This is a genomic window from Vibrio sp. MA40-2, assembly GCF_047302445.1.
In the GTDB taxonomy this organism is placed as follows: domain Bacteria; phylum Pseudomonadota; class Gammaproteobacteria; order Enterobacterales; family Vibrionaceae; genus Vibrio.
In genome coordinates this window covers 2,651,681-2,675,637 of the sequence record NZ_CP178628.1, presented here as the reverse complement: position 1 = coordinate 2,675,637, position 23,957 = coordinate 2,651,681, and the positions used below count along the sequence as shown (strand labels likewise).

General features: G+C 37.7%; 17 protein-coding genes and 5 tRNA genes. 11 read left to right on the top strand and 11 right to left on the bottom strand.

Going from position 1 to position 23,957, the window contains the following annotated elements:
- Positions 1–21: 21 nt before the first annotated feature.
- From pgsA to ACLKML_RS19555, 3 genes are all read left to right on the top strand, one after another.
- Positions 22–579 carry a CDP-diacylglycerol--glycerol-3-phosphate 3-phosphatidyltransferase gene (pgsA, locus tag ACLKML_RS19565; protein WP_413284635.1) on the top strand — a complete coding sequence of 186 codons (558 nt, stop codon included), beginning with the start codon at positions 22–24 and terminating at the stop codon, positions 577–579.
- Positions 580–871: 292 nt separating this feature from the next.
- Positions 872–945 (top strand) — tRNA-Cys (locus ACLKML_RS19560).
- A gap of 22 nt (positions 946–967) precedes the next feature.
- Positions 968–1,043, top strand: a tRNA-Gly gene (locus ACLKML_RS19555).
- Between the two features lie 184 nt (positions 1,044–1,227).
- Here ACLKML_RS19555 and ACLKML_RS19550 read toward each other — a convergent pair.
- A complete protein-coding gene (locus ACLKML_RS19550) occupies positions 1,228–1,530 on the bottom strand; it encodes an isoamylase early set domain-containing protein (RefSeq protein WP_413284634.1) in 303 nt (100 codons plus the stop codon).
- 304 nt (positions 1,531–1,834) lie between these two features.
- Between ACLKML_RS19550 and ACLKML_RS19545 the strand changes: the two genes are divergently transcribed.
- From ACLKML_RS19545 to ACLKML_RS19530, 4 genes are all read left to right on the top strand, one after another.
- Positions 1,835–3,076 (top strand): HDOD domain-containing protein, encoded by a 1,242-nt coding sequence (locus ACLKML_RS19545; protein WP_413284633.1) that lies wholly within the window; start codon positions 1,835–1,837, stop codon positions 3,074–3,076.
- Between the two features lie 227 nt (positions 3,077–3,303).
- Positions 3,304–3,390, top strand: a tRNA-Leu gene (locus ACLKML_RS19540).
- Positions 3,391–3,423: 33 nt separating this feature from the next.
- Positions 3,424–3,499: transfer RNA gene (locus tag ACLKML_RS19535), tRNA-Gly, on the top strand.
- Positions 3,500–4,043: 544 nt separating this feature from the next.
- Positions 4,044–4,130, top strand: a tRNA-Leu gene (locus ACLKML_RS19530).
- Positions 4,131–4,212: 82 nt separating this feature from the next.
- On the opposite strand, the gene ACLKML_RS19525 is transcribed toward ACLKML_RS19530, so the two are convergent.
- Positions 4,213–4,752 (bottom strand): hypothetical protein, encoded by a 540-nt coding sequence (locus ACLKML_RS19525; RefSeq protein WP_413284632.1) that lies wholly within the window; start codon positions 4,750–4,752, stop codon positions 4,213–4,215.
- A gap of 520 nt (positions 4,753–5,272) precedes the next feature.
- Between ACLKML_RS19525 and ACLKML_RS19520 the strand changes: the two genes are divergently transcribed.
- On the top strand, positions 5,273–6,946 hold the full coding sequence (locus tag ACLKML_RS19520; protein ID WP_413284631.1) for an EAL domain-containing protein: 1,674 nt from the start codon (positions 5,273–5,275) through the stop codon (positions 6,944–6,946).
- Between the two features lie 222 nt (positions 6,947–7,168).
- Here ACLKML_RS19520 and ACLKML_RS19515 read toward each other — a convergent pair whose 3' ends face one another.
- The gene (locus tag ACLKML_RS19515) at positions 7,169–8,911 is read right to left on the bottom strand and encodes a methyl-accepting chemotaxis protein (protein ID WP_413284630.1); all 1,743 of its coding nucleotides are present in this window, start codon (positions 8,909–8,911) and stop codon (positions 7,169–7,171) included.
- A gap of 459 nt (positions 8,912–9,370) precedes the next feature.
- Here ACLKML_RS19515 and ACLKML_RS19510 point away from each other — a divergent pair, with 459 nt between their 5' ends.
- The 3 genes from ACLKML_RS19510 to ACLKML_RS19500 all read left to right on the top strand — a co-directional run bounded on the left by ACLKML_RS19510 (position 9,371) and on the right by ACLKML_RS19500 (position 14,003).
- Positions 9,371–11,704, top strand: coding sequence for an efflux RND transporter permease subunit (locus ACLKML_RS19510; RefSeq protein WP_413284629.1), 2,334 nt, complete (start codon positions 9,371–9,373; stop codon positions 11,702–11,704).
- Between the two features lie 284 nt (positions 11,705–11,988).
- Complete coding sequence (locus tag ACLKML_RS19505; protein WP_413285934.1) at positions 11,989–12,780, top strand: outer membrane lipoprotein-sorting protein; 792 nt, start codon at positions 11,989–11,991, stop codon at positions 12,778–12,780.
- 14 nt (positions 12,781–12,794) lie between these two features.
- On the top strand, positions 12,795–14,003 hold the full coding sequence (locus tag ACLKML_RS19500; protein WP_413284628.1) for a hypothetical protein: 1,209 nt from the start codon (positions 12,795–12,797) through the stop codon (positions 14,001–14,003).
- Between the two features lie 93 nt (positions 14,004–14,096).
- Here ACLKML_RS19500 and ACLKML_RS19495 read toward each other — a convergent pair whose 3' ends face one another.
- The 8 genes from ACLKML_RS19495 to ACLKML_RS19460 form a co-directional block, all read right to left on the bottom strand.
- Positions 14,097–15,557, bottom strand: coding sequence for a chondroitinase-B domain-containing protein (locus tag ACLKML_RS19495; protein WP_413284627.1), 1,461 nt, complete (start codon positions 15,555–15,557; stop codon positions 14,097–14,099).
- Between the two features lie 164 nt (positions 15,558–15,721).
- A complete protein-coding gene (locus tag ACLKML_RS19490; RefSeq protein WP_413284626.1) occupies positions 15,722–16,819 on the bottom strand; it encodes a nucleotidyltransferase family protein in 1,098 nt (365 codons plus the stop codon).
- A complete protein-coding gene (locus ACLKML_RS19485) occupies positions 16,812–17,714 on the bottom strand; it encodes an HprK-related kinase A (RefSeq protein WP_413284625.1) in 903 nt (300 codons plus the stop codon). Before ACLKML_RS19485 ends, ACLKML_RS19490 begins: the two co-directional genes overlap by 8 nt.
- Positions 17,715–17,738: 24 nt before the next feature.
- Positions 17,739–17,996 (bottom strand): hypothetical protein, encoded by a 258-nt coding sequence (locus ACLKML_RS19480; protein ID WP_413284624.1) that lies wholly within the window; start codon positions 17,994–17,996, stop codon positions 17,739–17,741.
- A 43-nt stretch (positions 17,997–18,039) separates the two neighbouring features.
- Positions 18,040–18,792, bottom strand: a complete 753-nt coding sequence (locus ACLKML_RS19475) for a hypothetical protein (protein WP_413284623.1) — start codon at positions 18,790–18,792, stop codon at positions 18,040–18,042.
- 85 nt (positions 18,793–18,877) lie between these two features.
- Complete coding sequence (gene prsR / locus ACLKML_RS19470) at positions 18,878–20,218, bottom strand: PEP-CTERM-box response regulator transcription factor (RefSeq protein WP_413284622.1); 1,341 nt, start codon at positions 20,216–20,218, stop codon at positions 18,878–18,880.
- Positions 20,219–20,341: 123 nt separating this feature from the next.
- Complete coding sequence (gene prsK, locus ACLKML_RS19465) at positions 20,342–22,384, bottom strand: XrtA/PEP-CTERM system histidine kinase PrsK (protein ID WP_413284621.1); 2,043 nt, start codon at positions 22,382–22,384, stop codon at positions 20,342–20,344.
- Between the two features lie 243 nt (positions 22,385–22,627).
- Positions 22,628–23,518, bottom strand: coding sequence for a PEP-CTERM sorting domain-containing protein (locus ACLKML_RS19460; RefSeq protein WP_413284620.1), 891 nt, complete (start codon positions 23,516–23,518; stop codon positions 22,628–22,630).
- Between the last annotated feature and the right edge of the window lie 439 nt (positions 23,519–23,957).

Genomic DNA, 23,957 nt, shown 5'->3' with positions numbered 1-23,957 from the left:
ATCTATAAGAGCTGACTAAACATGCGTTTTACCATACCAAATATTCTTACTTTATTACGACTAGTACTTATTCCAGTGTTAGTTGTTATTTTCTATCTTCCTTATACTTGGGCTTCTTTTGCCGCCGCGATGGTATTTTGGTTTGCTGCTATTACCGACTATTTTGATGGTATGTTAGCTCGTAAGCTAGGACAAACCTCTAGGTTCGGTGCTTTTCTCGATCCAGTAGCAGACAAAGTCATGGTTGCGACAGCCTTGATCTTGATTACTGAGTATTATGGCAGTATCTGGATTACGATACCTGCTTTAACGATGATATCTCGTGAAATTATTATTTCTGCATTAAGAGAATGGATGGCAGAGATTGGCAAACGAGCGAATGTCGCCGTGTCTTGGATAGGTAAAGTAAAAACCATGACGCAAATGACGGCCCTATGGTTATTGATATGGCGTTATGATGATTGGATGATATGGTTGGGTTATGCAGCACTGTATGTGGCTATGTTCTTGACTTATTGGTCTATGTTCCAATATTTAGCCGCCGCGAAAGATGATCTTTTAGATAAAGAGAATCAATAAGCCAATAAAACCAACCAATAGAGCGAATAAAACTAAAGAAGAAAGCGAGCATAGGCTCGCTTTTTTTTACTTAAGAAATTTATATTACTTTTATTTTTCTCAGATAGTCTTTCTAATTTATAACCAATTATGCTTTTAAAATAAGCAATTAAAGCATAATTGATCGCAAAGTAGTCAAACGATCTAAAAAACGAAAATTAGTGTTGACTCAACTCGATGAATCCGTAAAATGCGTCCCGTACTCAAGGGGAACTGACCTAAGCTTAAACAGTTAGTTAACCGAAAAGAATACGGCGCGTTGGCAGAGTGGCTATGCAGCGGATTGCAAATCCGTGGACCTCGGTTCGATTCCGGGACGCGCCTCCATTTTCGCTATAGAAAATGATATGCGACACTAGCTCAGTTGGTAGAGCGCAACCTTGCCAAGGTTGAGGTCACGAGTTCGAACCTCGTGTGTCGCTCCAAATAAAATAGCAAAAAGCCCTAACAGAAATGTTAGGGCTTTTTGCTATTTTATCTCAGTACTATTTAAGCGGCATCAGATTGCAAGCAACACCAGAAATAATGCCTCTTGAATCAAGTAACTTATGAACAAGAGGCAAGTTTTAACTATTCTATTTTCAACAAACTAGCATTGTTGATGGAGCCTTAAGCCGCTTCTATGGTTGAAATAAGGCTATTATCCGAACCAAAGCTGTTTCTTACGTAATCATCTGCTGCTTGGTCGTTTTCCCAAATTTCGCCGTTAATTAGGTAGCGGAACTGAAAAGTTTGGCCTTTAGGCAAGCGAAGCCTAAGTGCATACACTTTATTTTTCTTATTAAGTTTTAATGGGGTTGCTTGCCAATCATTAAAGTCACCAGCAATAGAAACACTGGTTTCTTCGCCCTGTGGCCATTCGAAAGTCACTTCGACTTCATCTTTGGTTTTAAAAAAACGCTTCTTTAACATTGTTTATCCTATAAGTGCGGTACCGAATGACTAATTTGTAGACGATTTTGTGATGTAGTTCAAGCGTTTTCGACCTATCATCCACTAATTATGTAAGGGAATAGAAAAAGGTAAATTAGTATAAAGGAAACGTGAACTTATTAACTAGTTGGTAACTAAAGATATATTTAATATTCGGTTAGACAGAATTTAATCACAATGAAACTGCTGACAACATTACCAATAACTTTAATTTTGTGCTGTAATTGTGAAAGACTTCTCATTACCAATTTTTAACTCATTATCCTATTTTTGGAAGGTTGCATTGTCTACAAAACATTTAACAGAAACACTATTTAGTAATAAAAGGTATGACAAGCATGCGGAGAACGCCGCAAGAAAAGTCACCGAGCAGACGCTGATAAGGCATGCTAAGTGGCTTGTTAGCATGAAATATCTAATGGAGCAGTCGGAGATTGATACCGTTTTTAGTTCACAAGGTGAATATTGCGATCCAGTGATCTTTGAAGAAAAAGAACGCATAACAGAAAATCAACGTGTGCTTCTTCAATGTGAAAAACTCAAAGTTATTCAGCGTAGGGAAAAAATAGAAGAGCGACAACTTATATTAGACAAAGTGGTTACTCGTGTTTCTATTAAAACTGAACAGCTAATGATCGAACGCTTAAGCGATATGGACGTTAGTAAATTACTATGGGCTTTTCCGGCGTTTGATCATTTTTCATCATTTGCCTATTCTCCAACGCTGAATTTTTCTAAATTAGGCACGTTGACAACGCTGAGTCCATCGTTAAAGTCTAATATTCTAGATCTGGTTGGCAATGGTAAGTTTTGTGAGTTATTAGGCAAGGTCCCAAAGCATGTCAATGATCCGCAAATGGCTATTGGTATTATAGGAATAGAAAACTGTCGTAGACTATTCCCTGTGCTAATGGCTAAGCCATTGCTAAGGTGGGCGGATAGCAATACTAAACTAATCGCACCAAAATTGTGGCAACAATTGATTGTTACAGCAAATGTTACACGTATGAGATTGGTCGCTGCAGGATATAAAGAGCCGGATGAAGGGGTATTGCTTGGGGTCATACGCTCTTTATCACAAATTGCTATTTGCAATTATTTTTCTCAGATATTTGAAGACGCGTTAGTGTCGGTGATGAAAGAGTGCCGTGAGAGTGATGATATGGAATCATATTTTGCTTGTTCTGAGATAAAACCGACATTATCTATCTTGCCGAATGTTATTTATAAAATGGACCGGTTGTTAACAAACAAAATTGTTGAACATATTGAATGGGACCCCAAAGTAGCTCATTTACGTAGCGCATTATTAGAAGATGCATCGGACAAACCAATTTTAGAGCGCAGCCTGCATGGGGTTGCTTTAGGTCAAGGGCGATCTTTTGCTATTTATGATATGTTAGAAAAAAGTTCAGTTTTTATTGAGAAACATACACCATATTGGTTTGCTAACGTACAGTTGGATGCCAAATCGTTACGTAGTATAAAAAATAGTAGCCCTGGTAAGTTAACGCTTTCTATGTAGTTTTTAGATAAAATGCTGAATTATTCAACCTTAAGATTAAAAAGTGACCATACAGTTAAAAAGTTCATAATTTTTGGTTGACTCATTTTCTGAATCCAGTAAAGTACAGCCCTGTTCTGAAGCGAAACATAAATGCTCTAGAAAAACAGATTTGCGATATTGATTAATCAGTATCTTGATGGTGTCTAACTAAAATCAGTTAGTAGCACAGCAATAAAGAATTGCGTGCCCTGGTGGTGGAATTGGTAGACACAAGGGATTTAAAATCCCTCGGCGTTCGCGCTGTGCCGGTTCAAGTCCGGCCCGGGGCACCATCTATAAAGTCTGTACTTGTAAAGTGCAGCAACGCGACACTAGCTCAGTTGGTAGAGCGCAACCTTGCCAAGGTTGAGGTCACGAGTTCGAACCTCGTGTGTCGCTCCAGTTTCTTTAAGTAGAAGTAAAAGCCCTAGCAGAAATGCTAGGGCTTTTTTGCTTTTGAATCATAGTAACAGTTGTGTCAGCGATGATATTCTTGTTCGGATGGCGTTATTTTGCCGCTAACGTTGTTTGTAAAGAAATTATTCTGCCTGTATTCATTGTGTAATGAAAATCAATTCGAGTCTGTGAATTGCTTAACCTCTTCAGGCCTATTTATACTTGTTGCATGGAAAACATTTAATTTGATCAATTATTAGCTGAGATTGGTCTTATTTTTAGTAAAAAATAGTGACGTCGACACGTGTACTCTTCAATCTGTATGTTCAACCATTACACAAATCGTATGCGTAGCATACTGTATGGCTCGCTTTTTAATCGGTTGAACTAATTGGGTAACATTTTTTGTTGACGCTTTCTGAAAATCAGTTAAAGTACTCACCGTTCTCAGAGAGAAACTCTGTAAACCCAAGTTTTGCAGTATTGGTTATACCAGTACTTAGATGGTGTCTTACTTTTCAGTAGTCCGCATCGCAATAAAGAATTGCGTGCCCTGGTGGTGGAATTGGTAGACACAAGGGATTTAAAATCCCTCGGCGTTCGCGCTGTGCCGGTTCAAGTCCGGCCCGGGGCACCATCTTTAAAAAAGCCTCTGCACTTTTGCAGAGGCTTTTTACCTTCTCATAGTTAATTTCTCACGACTTTATTTCTGGTTAACCTTAGTGGCTTGGCTGCCATTCTTGAAGTAATAGTTGGTTTTCTTGTATCATTAAATTACATGGCGTTTCAGATACCTTCATTGAGTTAATAATATCTATATCTAAGTTCTCTCTTACTTGCAGAGTTGCGTTGTAACTATCAATGCGGTAACTATTATTCAAAATCATCTTTTTAAAGTCATCGAGCTGCGCATTATCGAAGCCATTATTCATCCAACACTTAATTGCATTTTTTTCTTCTAAATAAATGGAATACTGCTTTGAAATTCGACCTCTACCTCGTTCTTTCGCAATCGTATCAATGATGTTAAACATTTGAATATAGGTAGCGCGCTTAACTGGATCCTCAGGAAATCTATGACCAATATACACTTCCAAATCGTCTCTTATACCGTTACCGTTGCTGTCGATTTCTGCAGGTTTTTTAGGTAGTGTTTTTATGTAGTAGGGGGCATCAACCAGTTTAGACGGTTGTTTTGCTATTAACTTATCAGTTAATTTTTCAAGGGACGGTTGAGCTCGGTCGTCTATTAGATTCAAAATAGATTCTAGCCTTAATGTTTGGGAGCGTTCGGGTTGCAAGAGTAAAACAACCAGACCAACGAGTATGATTGCGATAAAAAGGTAAATGAGATACTTGAGAACTTTCATACAGCCTAAGTGATGTGGTAAGAGAATGGTTCATTTTAGTCTATAACAGGATGTGTAACTATTCTAGCTGAGAAAGCGAAAACTGAGCTTAAGTGATTGAAAAAATCTTCAAAGACAGTAGGTTATATCGTTAACTATGTTAATTAAAATTGTTTGCTATTGAATGAAATTCAACTTTTGATTCGCTTTATGTTAGTGCGAAAAAACAGCAGATCTATATTGTCTTAACCTTAAGAATCGATAATAGAGGATTGATAAAATCAATAATAATTGCGTTTGATTACGTTGAACAGAACTATAGCTGTTAATATAGCGGGTCTATTTAAATAACAAATAACTTGTAATAGTAGTGAAATGAAACTGTAATACGCTAATTATAAGTTATTAACAATTGGATTTATAGCTCACCATGCCTCAGCAAAACAGCAGTCGCTTTATCAGCATGTTTGATTCGGCAGTAGAAGGCCTTTGGATTATGGATGTGGATGGAAAAGTGTCCTTCTATAATCATACATTTTACCAGCAATTTGAACTTGATTTGAATGATCCTAATCTGGCTGATTGGTTAGCATTAATACACCCTTTGGATCAGGAAATATTTGCCACACAAGTTGACGAACATATTGATGGGTCAGGATCGGACGAACGAGTCAAAACTCAGTATCGAGTGCGGAAAAAAAATGGCGATTATTGCTGGATAGAAGCGACAGGGGTGATGAAAGAAGATCAATCTGGTCGTTTTATGGTGGGTAACCATCGCGATATATCCGAACAAAAATCATTGGAATCTTACATCAAACAACTCGCTTATTTTGATAAAGCGTCAGGCTTACCCAATAGCGATAAACTTAAGCAGGATTTATCTCAGTCAGGTTGTAACTGTATTTTGGTTCATATACATCTTGAAAAAATTAAATCGTATATTAATCAATACGGCGAAGAGTTTATTAGCAAGATACTAAAGCGAGTCATAGCCTGTTTAAAGGCGTTTGAAAGCTATAAGTGTGAATATTATCGAAACTCTTTAGATACCTTCTCTGTACTCATACACAGCGCGATTTCTGAAACTGAATTGGCTGAGATGTGTCAGCAGTTCGTCACGGATTTTAGGCAAATGTCGAGAGCTGATGGTCAGTTTTTTGCTGGAGATGTGTTTGTAGGCGCTTATCCATGCGTAGACAAAAGTAAATCAGCTGAAGAAGTGATTAGTTGGGCGGCTCAAACATGTGAATATGCACAAAGACATGAGCCTGCGCATTGGGCAATAAGTAATCACGAGATTCAAAAAAAGGTCGCACGGTTCTTTTACATAGAAAGCAAAATAAAAAGCGCGATAGAGAATGATGAAATCACCATTCGCCTACAGCCTATTGTGTGTGCCCAAACTTATCGTGTGCTGAGTTTTGAGGCTTTAGCTCGTTGGGAAGAGTGCGAAATAGGGGAAATATATCCCACGGAATTTGTTCCTGTCGCTGAGCGAAAGGGTTTGATTGACCTTTTGGGTGAACACGTATTACTTAAAGCATGTCAATTCCTCGCTGTTTACAATGAAAAATGGAACGCGGACATTAAAATAAACGTCAACGTTTCTGTTTTACAGCTCTTAGGGGGTAATTTCCCACAACGTGCCGCTGAAATTGCAATGGAATGTGCCGTTCCTGCAAGCTTATTGAACTTAGAATTAACGGAATCAGTATTACTTGAAGATAAATACCAAGCAATGGGGCAAATTCGGCAGCTTAAAGCGTTGGGTTTTAATTTGTCTATGGATGATTTCGGTTCAGGACACAGCTCTTTGACCGGCTTTTTTCGATTGCCATTTAACCAGTTGAAAATAGACCGAGAACTAGCACTTGAAGCGACTAAAGCGACTGAACCATTTGCGTATTTGAAGTTTCTAAATGAAATGAATCAAGAACGTGGCGTGTCGGTGACCATCGAAGGGATAGAAACTGAAGAAATGTTATGTCAGCTAAAAAAGCTGGGTGTGAATTCTTTCCAAGGCTTTCTGTTTTCCAGGCCAATGAAGGTGTCTGATACACTTATGTTAGATACTCGCTGGAATTTACTTGATTTTGGGTAACATGTTTTGAATACATTCCTCTAAATACATTCAGTTATACATTGGCTTGAATACATTGACCATGAGGGCGATATATTCACCCTCATAGTAGCAAGCGTAAACAATTAATGGGCAGTTATGTTCTGCCTCATTGACTGAACTTGTCTTATTAGCTCAAATAGACTAACTTTCCCTATCCATTTTAGCCGATAACCTTTACTTCACCAGATTATTAATTAAGTCTTATTGCAATTTAAACTGATCAACAATTTTAACCAGTTGCTGGTTTGAATTATCTAATTGATCCGTACTGGTTTTAGTATCCGCACCATTAGCATTAAGTGTTTCTATCATTCCTTGAATGGCGATCATATTGCGATTAATTTCTTCGGTTACCGAACTTTGCTCTTCTGCCGAGGTGGCAATTTGTGCAGCTAAGTCGTTTATTTCAATTACGGACTCAGTCATTAAATCTAGTGAGGTCATCACTTTAGACGTAGTTTCTGCCGTTTGTTGACAGCTCTGTTTGGTGGAGTTCATGCTAGTCACTACCGCCTGTGAACCTTTATTTAACTTGTCGAGCATCTCGTTTATTTCGGTCGTGCTAACTCTGGTCCTGGCTGCGAGGGCACGAACTTCGTCCGCAACCACGGCAAAGCCTCGGCCGTGTTCCCCTGCTCTTGCTGCTTCTATCGCTGCGTTAAGGGCTAATAGATTCGTTTGTTCGGCTATATCTCCAATAACGTTAAGCACTTGGCTAATTTGAGACGTATGATCATTCATTGAAATAATGGTTTCAGATGTATGTTCAACCTCGTCAACTAATGCGGTAACGCTGTTCACTGCTTCTTCAACAATTATTTTTGATTGCTCAGCCTCTTCGTTGGTTGCTTGAGTCTGTTTAGCGGCAGCAGCAGCACTCTCTGCTACCGCATCGGCGGTCGAACTCATTTCATTGATCGATGTAACAGCCATTTCCATTTCGGCGCTATGATCGTTTAATAGCCCTTGGTTGGAGCCAGCTTGTCCTTGAAGTTGAGCAATTTCTTGTCTGATTTTTAAGCTAGATGAAGAAACATCAATCATCATAGATTGAAGTTTTTCTATAAACTCGTTTATTCCCGCGGCTATTTTGCCTAGATCATCTTTGGTTTCTACTTTTAATCGATGAGTTAAATCGCCATTGCCACTGGCCAAGTCGGTAACGACTTGCCTTAATGAAACAATCGGTTTAAAGGCAATGTTTAATGCCACAATACTCAAAGGAATAATAATCGCAGCGGCTATTAGTAAAGCAATAGTAATTGCGCTACTTAGAGAGTCAGTATTGGCTTTAATAAAGCCTCTATCAATATAACCGGTCAGTTGCCATTCTTTACCACCAACATCAAAATTATTGGCGACAGGAATAAGATCGCCGGGGACTTTGTTTGAAAAAAGTATATTTCCAGCTGAATCAGCTAGCTCGACATAACTTCCTTCTACAGCAGATGAACTTAATAATTGTTGAATGCGAGTCAGGTCAATGACAAATAAGTCGCCACTATCTGGTCCTCTTGATATAGCGATAGATAAAAATGGCGTATCGTCTGCGAAGTAAATATCACTGATTATGGTCTTAGGTTCGCCCATTGGAATGAGTGATTTATATTGCTCAATTAAAGCAGGGTCATCAATGCTACCTGTTTTATCGAAAATTAATCCGTAAGTTAGTTTAATGATATTATTAAAATCGGTCGTGGTTAGCGTACTGTTTATTTCTGTAATGTTAACAGTCGAATTTTTTGCCAAGATCACGTCATTTTGAATATCGCCAACCAGCTTGTCTTTCACTAGGTTGAGCTGTGCTTGTATATTATGTGTATCTGAGCGAGCAATGTAGCGACTAATATAGTAATTGGCACTTAGAAATGAAGTTAGCACAGTGATCGAAATTACAATAATGAGCAATGTAACTATTTTGGCTTTAAAAGGATATTTATTCATAATATTGTCTGTGTTGTCGTATTCATAGGCACAAAATCTATTTAAAAACGCTATTTTTAGACCTTAATACTCGGTTTATAGTTTGATGCTTAGTACAAAATTCATCGTTAGTTAAAAACTTATCTTCAAGTAAAAACTTACACTTGCTTGGCTGTTTTTTACTGAATCTACATTTTGCGAAAAATGATAATAACAGATCATTTTATTCATTGTTATATAAGGATATAAGTTTTAATTTTATAGCTCATAGTTTTGACATTGCCAACAGAACTAGATGATTATTTTGAAAATTCATTGATTTGGTTTGGTTTTGAATCCGATACTTTTATAATAACTGACAGTATACAAAGAGTTATAAGAGTATATTTTGCTCCAAATTGTTATAAATAAAAGCCTGCCAACCGGAAAAACCATAAAACAATAGGCTATAATGATGCAAACGTTTAAATGGACTTTTTGATGGAAGATAGGACTACAAATAGAGAAAAAACGCATTCTTTGAACAAAAGTAACTTATTACGTTGGCTTGAATGGCCAGTGCGTATGCCTTGGTGGGCATTCTTCAGTTGTTTAATTTTAATTGTGTCGGCGGTAGTAGGTGGGAAAAATCTCTATTTTAGAGGCGATTATAATATTTTCTTTGATGACAATAATCCTCAATTTCTCGCTTTTGAAGAAATCCAAGCACGATTTGCCAAGACAGATAGTTTAGCAATTGTTATTAGTCCTAAAAACGGTGATATTTTTACTGAAAGCACCCTTAAATTAATTCAAGAGTTAACCGATAGCGCCTGGCAAACACCGTATTCTAGTCGAGTTGATTCCTTGTCTAATTATCAGCATACCGAAGCTTTTGAAGATGATCTTCTAGTTCAAGACCTTATTCCAGAAGACTTTGACTTTACAAGAGAGCAGATAGAAAAAGTAAAGCAAATAGCCTTAAATGAGCCAGTAACAAAAAGGTCGATGATTTCTCGCAAAGGCGATGTGTCAGTAATAAATATCACGGTACAGTTACCCGAAATAGATAAGACAGCAGAAGTCGTTGAAGTGTATAATTTTGTGTCTAATTTTATTGACGTTCAACAGGAAAAGCACTCAGACATCGCTTTTTATAAAACCGGTGTCGTGGCGATGAATTATGCATTTATGTCATCTGCCGAGAAAGATATTGTTACTTTAGTCCCGATAATGCTTTTAGTGGTCGTGGTATTTTTATCCTTAATGCTTAAGTCAATGACCAGCGTTTTGGCTACTTTGGTTATTGTTATTGTTTCCGTTATTTCGACTCTAGGTATTTCCGGTTGGTTGGGAATGCAGTTAAATATCGCAACCGTTAATATTCCTACCTTAATACTGACATTGGCCGTAGCCGATTGTGTGCATATCGTTGCAACAATGAAATATCACATGCAAAAATCCATAGTTAAGGTAGAAGCCATTCTATTAAGTGTCAAAGCCAATGCTATGCCAGTGCTTATTACCTCGGTGACGACAGCAGTGGGTTTCTTTATGATGAATATGTCAGATTCTCCTGTTTTGCGAGATTTTGGTAGCTTAGCAGCACTAGGAGTAATGATTGCCTGTAGTTTGTCACTAATATTACTTCCTGCTTTATTAGCACTATTACCCATTTCGTTCCAAACAAGTAGCACTAATTCTAATAGTAAATTGATGGATCATTTAGCTGACTTTGTGGTGTTTTATAAAAGTAAATTATTAGTGTTCTCTACTATTGTTATTGTCGCGGCGGTAGCATTAATACCACTAAATAACGTCAGCGATGACTCGGTTAAATATTTTGATCAGAGAAGCGAATTTAGAACCGCAGTTGATTTTATGCAAGAAAAAATTAGCGGCATGGGCACTATTAGTATTGCCATTGATACGAATGTTCCGCAAGGGATTGTGGCAAGTGAGTTTTTAGAAACAGTAGATGATTTTACCAATTGGTTACGAGTTCAACCAGAAGTCAATCATGTATCTTCAATGACCGATATTTTTAAACGTTTAAATAAAAATATGTATGCCGATGATCAAGCCTATTATCAATTGCCAGAAAACCGTGAATTAGCAGCTCAGTATTTGTTGATGTATGAAATGTCGCTACCTTATGGCTTGGATTTAAATAATCAAATTAGTTTAGATAAGTCATCGCTTAAACTTCAAGTGACCACAGATAATTTGGGTAGTATAGAAATGATCTCGCTTGAGAATCGTATTTATGATTGGTTTGATAAAACTGACTATACAATAAAAGCTTCTAGTCCATCATTAATGTTTGCACATATAGGTGAAACCAATATGCGCAGTATGTTAATTTCATTGCCTGTTAGCCTTATATTTATTTCTGGTTTGTTAATATTTGCACTACGGTCATTTAAGTTGGGTATGTTAAGTATTATTCCTAATATGGTCCCTGCAATTATCGGTTTCGCAATATGGGCTCTAATTTCAGGAGAAGTTAATTTGGGGCTGTCGGTAGTTGCCTCATTAACGTTAGGTATTGTGGTTGATGATGGTGTACATTTTTTGACTAAATATCAATTAGCAAGAAAAGCGGGCAGTTCAGCAGAAGAGGCTGTTCGTTATGCGTTTCATACTGTTGGTCGTGCCCTTTGGATCACAACGGTTGTTTTGATTGCGGGGTTCTTAGTGTTGGCAAATTCTACCTTCAGGTTAAATTCAGATATGGGTCAGTTGAGTAGCATTGTGATATTGCTTGCATTGATCGTGGATTTTCTATTACTTCCTTGCTTGCTGATGCAGTTTGATAAAGCAAGAAAAAAGTAATCACTCGTGAGTACTCGTAGTTAATCGATAACACTAGCAGGTCATGTCATCTTAAAAGATTATATGCTGGTTATAGTTACAGGATGTTTATAGTTACACGGTGCCTATAGTTACACGGTGCCTATAGTTACATGGTGTCTATAGTTACACGGTGTCTATAGTTACATAGTGTTTATAAATGACATACTCGTCGTCAGTCGATTCGTTTTGAAAACCGATTAGTGCGGACATTTTTTACTAACAAGGAGAATATTATGGGATTGTGCTTCGTTTCGCATTCGATTATGCGTTTAAAAAATACAGTGATATCTGGTGTTGTGGTAAGTGCATTACTTGCGACATCGCCGTTTGTGTATGCTGATGTGAATAAAGGCCTAGAAATAGCAAAAGAAAGAAAACAACGAGATAAGGGGTGGCAAGACAGTACTGCCTCAGTGGAAATGCTTTTGAAAAATGCTCATGGTGATACCAGTGATCGCTTAATGAGAATGAAATCTCTAGAAGTCGATAATGATGGTGATAAAGGGTTAACTATTTTTGACCAGCCTAGAGATGTAAAAGGCACAGCATTTCTAACACATTCACATGTAGAAGGCTCAGACGATCAGTGGCTATATTTACCTGCATTGAAAAGAGTGAAGCGAATATCTACTAGAAATAAATCTGGTCCATTTATGGGCAGTGAGTTTGCTTACGAAGATTTGAGTTCGTTTGAAATTGCAAAATATAACTATAATTATTTGAAAGACGAACAAGTTCAAGGCATGGATTCTTTTGTGGTGGAACAAACGCCCATTGATAGCAAATCAGGTTACACTAAACAAATTGTATGGTTAGATAAAGAGCATTATAGACCACTTAAAGTCGAGTATTTTGATAGGAAAAAATCGCTGTTAAAAACGCTTACTTTATCTGATTATAAATTGTATTTAGATAAATATTGGAGAGCGTTGAAGCTTGAGATGGTCAATCATCAATCAGGAAAAAGTACTATTTTGAATACCAGTGAAATTACTTTTCAAAACGGTCTAGATGACAAAGAGTTCAATCAAAATGCTCTTAAACGAATTAAGTAATTATTGGGTTAATAATGACGAAACGTAAATTACTATGTGGCCTTTACAATGGCATTATTTCAGCGAGTATTGGATTATTATCGTTGCCAGTTTATGCAACGTCGGTATCAGACTATCAGCTAAGTGGCCAAGTTAATTTAGAATATAGGCAGTTTTTTAATGACGGGGTGTTAGGCCAAGATAACAAACAGCCATCGCTTGTTATTCAACCAGAATGGTACTGGCAACTTGAAGATGGTGTTTCCGGATTTACTTTTATGCCATTCTATCGCTACGATCATATGGATAAAGAGCGTACTCATGCAGACATCCGCGAACTGCAATTTATTACTGCCTGGGATGATTACGAATACAAAATTGGTATTAGTAAAGTATTCTGGGGGGTTACCGAATCTGCCCATTTAGTCGATGTTATTAACCAAACCGATGCAGTGGAAGACGTTGATGGGGAGGATAAACTCGGCCAACCAATGATGCAGTTTACTCTACTCAAAGATTGGGGTATTACGGATTTATTCATTTTACCTTATTTTCGTGAACGTACTTTCGCTGGTGAAGAGGGTCGATTAAGAGCGGCTTTAGAAATAAACACTGACAAAGTGAGTTATCAATCGGATCAAGAACAAGGCCACATTGATTATGCGATTCGTTATTCACAAATGCTTGGCGATTGGGACCTAGGTTTAAGCTATTTTAATGGTACCAATCGAGATCCTGATCTCCTCTATCACAGTGGAGAACTGATTCCATATTATGCTCAAATGGTGCATCTAGGTGTCGATGTTCAAGGATTTATTGGCGATTGGTTGTGGAAGTTAGAGGCAATCTATCGTGATACCAGCAATAATTATACTGCGGTTGTTTCAGGGTTTGAATATACATGGGTTGGTGTCTTTGATACCGCGATAGATTTGGGCCTGATATCTGAATTTCTATACGACACACGAGGTGAAGGTTCTGTCGCAATAGGACAACGCGATATTTTTGCTGGTGTTAGGTTGGGTTTTAATAACGAAGATAGTACCGAGTTATTGGTTGGTGTTACACAAGATCTAGATAATCCCGATGTGCAAATGTTTAAGCTCGAAGCGTCAAGTCGACTTACCAATCATTTCCGTTTGGTTGTTGAAGCGTGGAGCTTTGATAGTCATACAGTAGCTGATCCTTTGTATTCTGTTATAGAGGATGATTTTGTCGAGTTTGGACTTGAGTATTATTTTTAAGCCTACACTAGTCTTTAGAGCGGTATATTGAATTGAATATACTTTGTTTACTCATAATTAAACTCGTCGGTATTATTTTTGTTAATCTCTTATTCAGGGGAAGCAATTTGTACCTAAATTAGATGCGCCGATGAAGCGTTCACTATTGATGATTTCTTGACCACAGAAATCAGTTAGGCTTGGTTTATCGCTGTTCGGGAAGTTTACCGCTCGTTTAATGAGATCGGCATAGTCGGCCTTAATAGAGAAATCGCCTGTTTCTGGAGAAGTAAACATAGCTGTCAATGGTTCATCATTTCGGATAAACCCTCTAGCTAATATTAGATTACCTTTCTCAAAAGTCGCCGTTGCATTATCTCTAAGTCTCAGTTTACCACCCAGTAGATTATTGATCACGTTAGCACTTGTTTGTGGGAAACGTAGATCAAGCCCCATAGTATTATATAAGGTGTTATTGTTGACGGTGGTGTTTTTACCTCGATTGACATAAATGCCAACATCACTGCAATGAATAATTAAATTATTACGTATAGTGACATTTTGTGCCTCGTATGGCGCATTATTCCTTCTCGACTTCATGCCACCTCCGCCGACGGATAAACCGACAGAAGAGCCTGGGTATAAGGTTTGTGATGAATTACAAATAACAAGGTTGTTTTCGAAATACCCTCCGCTCGCTCCTCCTTTAATAAAGGCGCCATAACTTACTTTGTTGCCACCTGTTTTTATAAAATCCCTAATTATGTTATGTGAAATAATCCAATTGTTGGCATGGTCAATATTGATTGGTGTGACCGAGCTTGAGGTTTTTCTTGGAGCGTTGGCATAAAAGTGATTGTGGCTAATTAGGCCTGAATCAGGATATTTATTGTTTGTGCCGTTTACTTTGATTGCAGCATTGTAATTCACAAATTCGTTGTGCGAAATATGGATACTATGCGCATTACCCACTATATGCATAGCATGTTCACAGTTGCCTTGACAGCTGCCGACAAAGCGTAAGCCTGAAATGGACCAATAGGGCTGATTAATAAATAAACCTTCAGGGGAATTCATTGCAATGGTTACTTGACCAGGGTTTTTTGCCATCAGCACAATTGGTCGAGTGCGTGTTGGTGTTTTTTTACTTATGTTGATACGTTTTCCGTTAAGTTTATAGTCGCCATCATTAATAATGATTGAGGTACCTGGAACGGCGTTTTTAATTGCTTGGCCGAGTTGTTTAGAATCGGATACAACAAGGCGAGATGTGGAATAAAGCAATGGAGATTTAAGATTAAAATTTGGTCCGACAGTAGGCCAGTCTTGCGCATTAAAGGCTTGGTTATAAACAATTGGAGTATATAGCCTTTCGCTAATAGAGCGTAGCGTGGTGGCAATAGGTTGGACTATCGGTTTGTCTAATTTTTGCGCAGCAAGTAATAGGAAGCCAGGCAGAGATCCTTTTTCTACAATTGCTTGTGTTGCGTAATAGCCAGCGAATCCTAAACCAAGATTAAATACGATACCTGATAAAACCAAATACTTGGTTAGTACTTTTTTACAAACATTCACTAATCACCTTCCGTAGCAATTTATTGGCTAATAACGACAATCTAGATACTGCCTGTTTAGTAATACTATTGTTTCTTTAAACTATAGTTTCTTTAAAGCATTGCTTAACTGAAAATTGTTTAATAATAAACAGCATAGCATTGTAAAAATTAACGAGTAACAGTTTAAAAAACTAAATCAGATTCTTTTTCCTCTTTATTAAATATACTTCGTATTGATTTAACTAAAAGGTGTGGGATTAACATATGTAAAGGCATGCGTTTTAAGTGACCACGTATATACAGTATAAACTCTACGACAGAATGAGCCGCTCGTCTATGCGGAGGAAAATGGTGGCTAAAGACCTGTTTAAAGGCAAAATCCGACACTATTAGGCTGATAGGATTAGGGCGGTAGTGGTTATAAAATGCTTGAACATCGAGTGGGATCGTCAAATTAAAGAGTTTTTGACAATATCTAAGAGCATAGAATACCGAATCACCATTGCCTAATTTTTTCTGCAATTGTAGTAACTGTGACCAGAATTCCGCTTGTTGACCGAATTTAGAAAATAGCAAAAATAGGTCGTATAAATCACGCAAACCTTTGTTAAATTCACCTTCATGAAAAAGATGCACAGCGCTATGAATAACCATGGCTTGCGGGTTTAAAATTTGCGCTCCGGTCTGACCTTTATCTAAGTCAATGGTCTGATTTAATAGCTCGGTTGGATCCGGGGACTTTTTTAGCGTATTAGGCAAGATATTAAAATGCAGGTCGATCTCGGTTTGTCTTTCAACATGCTTTAACGGTGGAATCTCTTGCGATTTTTCTCGGTAGTACTTGTCATCATAATCATTCAGTGTGGTATGCACCCAGCCATTTGATTTGAGAGCATTCTCAACAGAATTTAATGCTGTTTCAGCGACGAGGATATCAATATCTGCCATGATCCGACCTTGAAACTCACGAAACCCGGCGAGTTGATAAGCCGAGCCTTTTAAATAGACCCAGTTAACGTTTAACTCGCTTAGAATACTGGCTAAGACAGACATTTCGTAATGAAGGTGTTTTTGTTGATTTACAAACGTGTAATTTGCTGCATGCATGTGTTGGCGTAATTTATCGGGCAAATCAGCCCAAATCTGACAGTGTTCACAGGCGGCTTTTAATTGCGCTAACATATTAAAATATCGAGCTTCGGCGATAATATCCGACTGCATTACCGGTGTCAGTGATAATAAAATATCTGGCTTTGATAACACATCGATAAGTTTAGTCATGACTACTCTCTTCATTAGTGTCGCTGCACTTATTATTGATGATGTTGAGCAATTCGTGTTCACAGGCCTGAAAGTCGTTATATTCGATATAATGAACTTCAGATTGACTCACTAAACGGCGAGCACAATCAAAGCCTAGTTTATTCAGAAGACCAAAATTAAAACTATTACGGACTATTTCTGTCAGAGCTAGGCATTTTTCAACTGGCTCAACGTAGCATTTCTCTGTTTCGTTGAATTTAACGAAAATGATATGTTCAGGCTTTACAGGTATTGCTGCTTGTTCACAACTAGATAGAGGGGGTTTAATCAAACTTATACTGCCTTTGTGGGTATCAATGGCGGTGGCACTAAAATCTGACGTACTAAAATAAGGTTTCATTAGCTGAATGGATTTGTTTTTTAAGTTTATAGGTCTTGCTAATCCAACCATATCTAATGTGTCTGGTGATAGTAAAGCAAGCTCATCAGATAGTAACCGCCAACCTTGAGAGACTAAATAAGCACACAAGGTACTTTTTCCTGAACCTGACGGAGCGGAAATAATGATGCCTTTACCCTCTTTCTCTAATGTTGCTGCATGAATAATGTAGTAGTTGTTTGCTTGACTGGAAATAACCCAATTCATTCCCCACTCAAGCATTGCATGGGCTTGATCTAAAGGCAAAGGTTTAAATGGGGCTGATTGATTAAAGGTAAATAGTGCTTGAGGTTTGTATTTTCGGCGATACAAAGGACCGTGTTCAATAGCGACGTGATAATCGATAAAATGGGTACTGTCTGCACTAAAAAGATTATGTTGGTAGTGATGTTGCAAATACGTTTGTACCGCTTTTATATCAGTTTTGATTGAAAAACGAAAAGGCCCAACTTGTAGAGTGTATGTTTTGCTCACGCTTACCACGTTTTAGTCACTTAATTATAAAGATTGAATGATGTTCATCGTCAGTAGTTTATCGATCATATCTTCTGCATGTTGTGGGTAGGTGTCGATAAATTCTAATGTAGACGAACTAGAATTTGGGTCAGATTCTAGTTGGGATAAAAACTGAATAACCGATTGGTCGCATAGCATAGTTTCAGATTTCACCGGGCTATAAACTACAGCGAGATTTTTATCAACAAACGTGCATTCTTCAATGGTAAATGATGGATGCAGAGTGAGTTTATTTGACATTGTAATCACGGCTGTAGTTAAAATTTTTTTGGTTCATTACTCACTATCGGTGCCACATTAGGGCCAGATTAGAGGTTAAATTTTTAAGTGGGGTAGAATAAGGTACATTACTACTTCGGTTATTACCCAATGTTGTAGCGATCATATTAATAGATTGTGTTACCGCATTTTTAATATCGGTCGGGTAGTAATCAGAACGAATTACGTCTGGCGTTAATACACTATTCAAATACCCACAGGTCACATTTTTGTGGAAATCGTCATTACAAATGTCTGCTTCATAACGCTGATTTCTATTATATTTATTTTGTACCCTAACAATTAGTTTTGTATGCTCGTTGCCTGCAAGCGAGCCATAAAACGTGTTGCTACTACATTTATTTTTAACTAACTTATATTTCCAATTGGAATTACTGCAGTTTTGCCAATTAAAACTATTGGCCAAAAACAGAGAACTGAAAGAACTAGAATGATAAATATTGCTATATTCTAATGCTTTTCTTATTGCATATAATGCATCGTGTTCGTAAGCTTTGAATATTTTTTTCCACTGATCAGGTGGTTGGCAATCGGCTGTTGTGCAACTACCAATTGCCGATGCATTACCCGAAACATAAGTGGTTATACTGCCATTAGTTGACGTTCCACAGCCCCATGCCATCGGGCTTTTAACTGATAGAAGTAGAGGAGATGCCGCCACCCCTGATTGTAAAAACCGACGGCGTGAAAATCGAGATGATTGCGGATCATTCTCTCTATTTTCACTGGTGGTTTCAGATATATTATTATCTTCCATTTTTATCTCCAGCTACATACCAAACTTGTATGTATTCAAAACACTCAATTAACATTCACTCAACATATATTATCGGCCAGATAACCTATTTCTGCAATGCATATTTTTCCATCAATGCATAAAGTGTCGGGCGTGTAATACCAAGTAAACTGGCTGTATTTGACATGTTTCCATTGGAGATAGAATAAGCGCTGCTAATTGCTTGTTTTTCTGCTGTTTCTCTAACTTTTTTCAAGTTTAGGCCGATAGATTCTTTGTCTTCATCAATAGTAAGGTTCAGATCTTGAGTGTTGATTTGTTTACCGTCTGACATTATGACGGCAGTTTTTATTTTATTTTGTAACTCTCGGACGTTTCCAGGCCAGTTATGTTGCAGTAGTGCATGAACAGCATCATCGCTTAAGCCATTAATTTTTTTCCCAAGTTGCTGGTTACAGCTTTGCAAAATGGATCGAGCAAGCAATATTATATCTTCGCCACGCTCCCTCAGAGGAGGAATATTAATCGAAATCTCACTGATGCGATAGAAAAGATCTTCTCGAAACTCTTTACTTTCAACCATTTGTTGTAAGTTTTGGTGCGTAGCGCAAATAATTCTCACATCGACAGGAATATCTTCTCTTCCTCCAACTCGCGTTACGACTTTTTCTTGTAAAAAACGCAATATTTTGGCTTGAAGTGAATAGGGCATATCACCAATTTCATCTAAAAACAGAGTACCGCCCTCGGCACATTCAACCTTACCTTTGGTGGTTTTGTGAGCTCCGGTAAATGCGCCTTTTTCATAACCAAATAGTTCACTTTCTAACAAGTTTTCTGGGATAGAAGCGCAGTTTATGGCTACGAAAGCACTTTTTTCACGTAAACTTAAGTTATGAATAGAGCGGGCGATAACTTCTTTGCCTGTTCCACTTTCGCCAAGTAATAAGGTGGTAACTTCTGTTGGTGCAATACGATCCACTAAACGACATACTTGCTGTATTTCTGCACTATTACCAATAAAGCCATTATTATCAAGAGAGTAGCGTTTAAGGTTCTCGTTCTCTTGTTCAATGTTAGCAATAAAAAAAGCTCGGTTAATAATAACCGATAGTATTTCGTCATCGATAGGTTTTTGGTAAAAATCGTGTGCACCCATGCTTATTGCTTTTAGTGCGTTTTCTTTTTCATCATTTCCGGTTATTACAATTACTTTAGATTTTGGTGCAAGTGTTAAAATTTCTTGCAGTGTGGCGAGTCCTTCACTGGCATTATCTTCATCTGGAGGTAGGCCTAAATCGAGCGTTATTACTCTCGGTTCGTGGCGACGAAGCGCAGCGATTGCTGATACGCGGTCTGTCGCCGCTACGAAATTATAATCGGAAAATGTCCACTTAAGTTGTTTCTGAATACCAAGATCATCTTCTATAACAAGTAGTGTTTCCATTTGATTTTTTATTCCTATATATCCCAATCTGAATATTAGCTGAGTTGGATGTAATCACACAACATAATATTAATTGCATATGCTGCTGTTGGGAGGATTTGATGCATTTTATAAGCAAATTATTCAATTATGAGACTTATTTGGTATATGAAGTGAAAATTTAGCCCCCTTACCTGGAGACGTTTGTACTTCGACATAGCCACCTAATTGTTCAATCATTTTTTTCGCATCGTAAGCACCAATGCCCATACCAGAGTTGCCTTTTGTGGTGTCAAAAGGTTTAAAAAGCCGATGCTCTACAAATTCATCACTCATACCTTGGCCGTTATCTTCAATACAAATAGTATAGAAGTTATTGCTAATGGATGTAGAAACGCGCACCCAACCTTGATTGGGGGTTGCTTCTTGAGCGTTCTGAATTATATGTGCGATAGTACTGCCAAACCTCTCTTTATCGCTGGTAATTGATATATCGCTACTAGCATGACTAATAAAAGAAGGGATAGGGTTTGAAACGGACCTTTCTGTACAAACTTGTTCAACTAAATGGTTGAGATTAAAGGTTTCATTGAAGTTAACGTCGATATTTTTTTTCTTCAAATGATTCACTACTTTCGTCAGCCGTGCAACAGACGAATCAATGGTTTCAAATGCATCATCGATAAATTCCGGATTATGTCGATGACGAGTAGCATTTTTTGACAGCAATTGCAGTTGAGCCAGTACGTTTTTTAGATCATGAGCTAAAAAGGCAGACATACGATTAAAGGTATCGAATTGCTGATTCTCTGCTAGTGTTTGGTTGGTATTATATAGATTAAGGTAAACCGATAACTGTTTACTTATTGCCCACATTAGATCGCGATCTTCCCAATTTAACGAATGTGTAGAGGTTGGTTTTGAAATGAAACAGGCACTGTCGATACCGGTTTGGCTAATAATGGGAACAATATAGCTGAAACAATTGAGTTCAGACAACTGTTGAGCGTCAAACTTAACAGGGATTTTGCTGTTATCTTGTTTCAGTTCATTTATATCGATGATCCACCGTTGGCCAATGGCTTCTTTTGCTAAGTCACGTAAAATCTGCTCATTCGGCTTATAATCAATGTTTAGGTTATAACACGCTTGTTTTTTCAGTTTGCCGCTTTGTACTGTGGCTAGCATGCCATATTCGCAGTCAAAAGGGCGGATCATGGCATTAAGAGCAATTTGATAAGGAGAATCGATGTTTTCTTCTAAAACCGAAGCAAAACGCATCCATTCCTCTCGATATTCATATTTATTGGCGTAAAAATGTTTAGTGATAAACACTTTGAGCTTTCGTCGTAATACTTCTGATAAAAATAAACTGGCTAATAGTAGACCACTTAGTGCAAAAAAGATGTTCTGTGCGGCACTGCCCCAGCTACCACCTGCATAGCGGATGTAATATCCTGCCATTGCCATCACCAATAAATAGGCGCCAGCGACCAGAAGTAAAGTGCCCTGATAGACAACATCTCGTGAGACATAGACACGAGTTGACCAATGTTTTACACGACGAGTAGTAAGGAGAATAAAAGGTAAAGTAAGTAATGTGACCCATCCTCTACCATACCAGAATCCGGTATCAATATTATTGGTTAATAGCGCATTCGCATACAGTGAAAAGTCATACGCATAGGTCATACCTAAACCTAAGCAGAGAGGTTTTATTGCCCAGCGATGGTGTCTTTCGGTTCTACGATACAGCTGTTCAATTAACCACAGGCCAATAACTGATTGGGTAAGGTGGAGCATTAAAATATGGCGGTAGTCGAGCCATAGCAACCAAGGGTAAGCAAGTTCAAATAGTAATATTAGGCTGAAAAATAGGCTAATTGCTCTAACGATAGGGTCAGAGATGAGCAGTGCTGATAACCGTTTTTTATCGGTTAGCGCACTGGCAAGTAGTAGAAACCAACTGAGATTACGCACCGTTTCTGAAGCTAGATGTTGTATTAAGGAATACTGATACTGGATTTGTAAGGCAGAACTTAGTGCCCACAAAGAACCGAGAGAAAAAGAGGACAATAGAATACGGCGTTGGAGACTATGCTGCTTGGTCGTGAGTAATAATAAGAATAGAAAGAGAAATCCCAGCGAGGTTAATGTATAACCTGCAACACCAAACAGTATATCCAACGTTCAATCCTTTTAATTTTTAACAGGTACCATTACTTTTAGGTAATCAATAACTTCTAGCTGAATAATAGTTTACCTAAATTGTTTTTTTTTAATAGCTGGTTGCTAACAAAAATGCTTGGCAAATAAAAAACCTCTGCCAGAGTAAAGGCAGAGGTTTGAGAGGTTTAAAGCTTTTAGTCTTTATTAGGTTCTAGTCACACTATCTGAATTGCAGTATCAGAAATATTGCAGTGTGAAAACTTAACCTTGTTGCTTACGGCGACGTTGGAAACCAGCCATACCAAGGAAAGCTAGACCCATTAGGCTCAACATTCCAGGCTCTGGGATAGTTGCCATAGTATAAGAGCCAGTATTCTGTGTAATGAAGTCCCCTCTATCTGCAGTGAGTTCATCATAAGTTACACCTAGATCGGCTAATAAAGCGTCCAAAGTAGCGTTAGTTTCATCAACAATTTGGTTAGTTGAGCTTGAATAGCCGAAATAATATGGTTCATCGTCAGGATACAGGCTTAGTAGATAAGAAAGTTCTTCATCGTCGGTAAATACGCCATCTTCATTTACGTCAACAAAGAAGTAGTCTTCTGTTGCTGAGGTAATTTCAAATTGGATATTGATCTGACCATTTAAATCGCCACTTAAGTTTAAGTCACCAGTACCATTAACAATTTCAGCCGTTAAAATTAAGTCATCGTTAGAATACCAGTTGATCTCTTTTCCAGCATCGAACGCAAAGTTTACTTCGTCTTCGTTAGTATCATAGCTAGTGTAATAACCGGTCCAGTCTGTAAATTCGGCTGTAATTGTATTATTGAGGTCCTGTAAAAAGAATGCTGTAGATTCAGGAATGCTACTGAATTGAGCGTAAGCATTAGTGCCTTGATAATAGTAACTACCTACATAGAGATAACCATAATCTGTGAAGCTAGTTAAGCTTGCATCAGAATCGGTATAGCTATAGCCATCGAAGTTAATATAGTCGACTGCTAGAATAACACCACTAGTAGTACCACCACCTGAAGAGTTAATACCCCAAGTTGAAAGATCATCTAAGCTAACATAAGCTGCGTTAGCTTGACTACTTAGTAGCAACGCTCCACTTAGTGCTAATGTTTTAATTATTTGCTTGTTCATAAAAGCCATCCTCAGTTTTTTTGATTTGATGTCACTATCCCTTTAGATAAAGCAATTTCGGTGCCAATAATATTATTTTTTTATTGTTTATTAATATCAACCACTTAGTTTCATTCAGGCGTTAAAGACATTTTCACTTTTTAGTAAGTGTAAAAATAACTGTCACCTTTTCACCTTATCTAAATAATAGTTAAAAACTAAAATTAACATTTAGTTATGGCCAACTAGCATATATTCCTAATTTACATGATGTTATAACTGAGTAATGTCTCTATTTCAGCATGCTACTTGTAGTGTAAAAATTTCTGACATATTCAGAAAATATTAATATTTACAATTATTCGCTTTACATTGACTTGACTGTTATTTGACATGACAACTAAAGATTTTATTTATTATCCGGACACTGAATAAGGTTATATGCTTCGATGTTTTATGG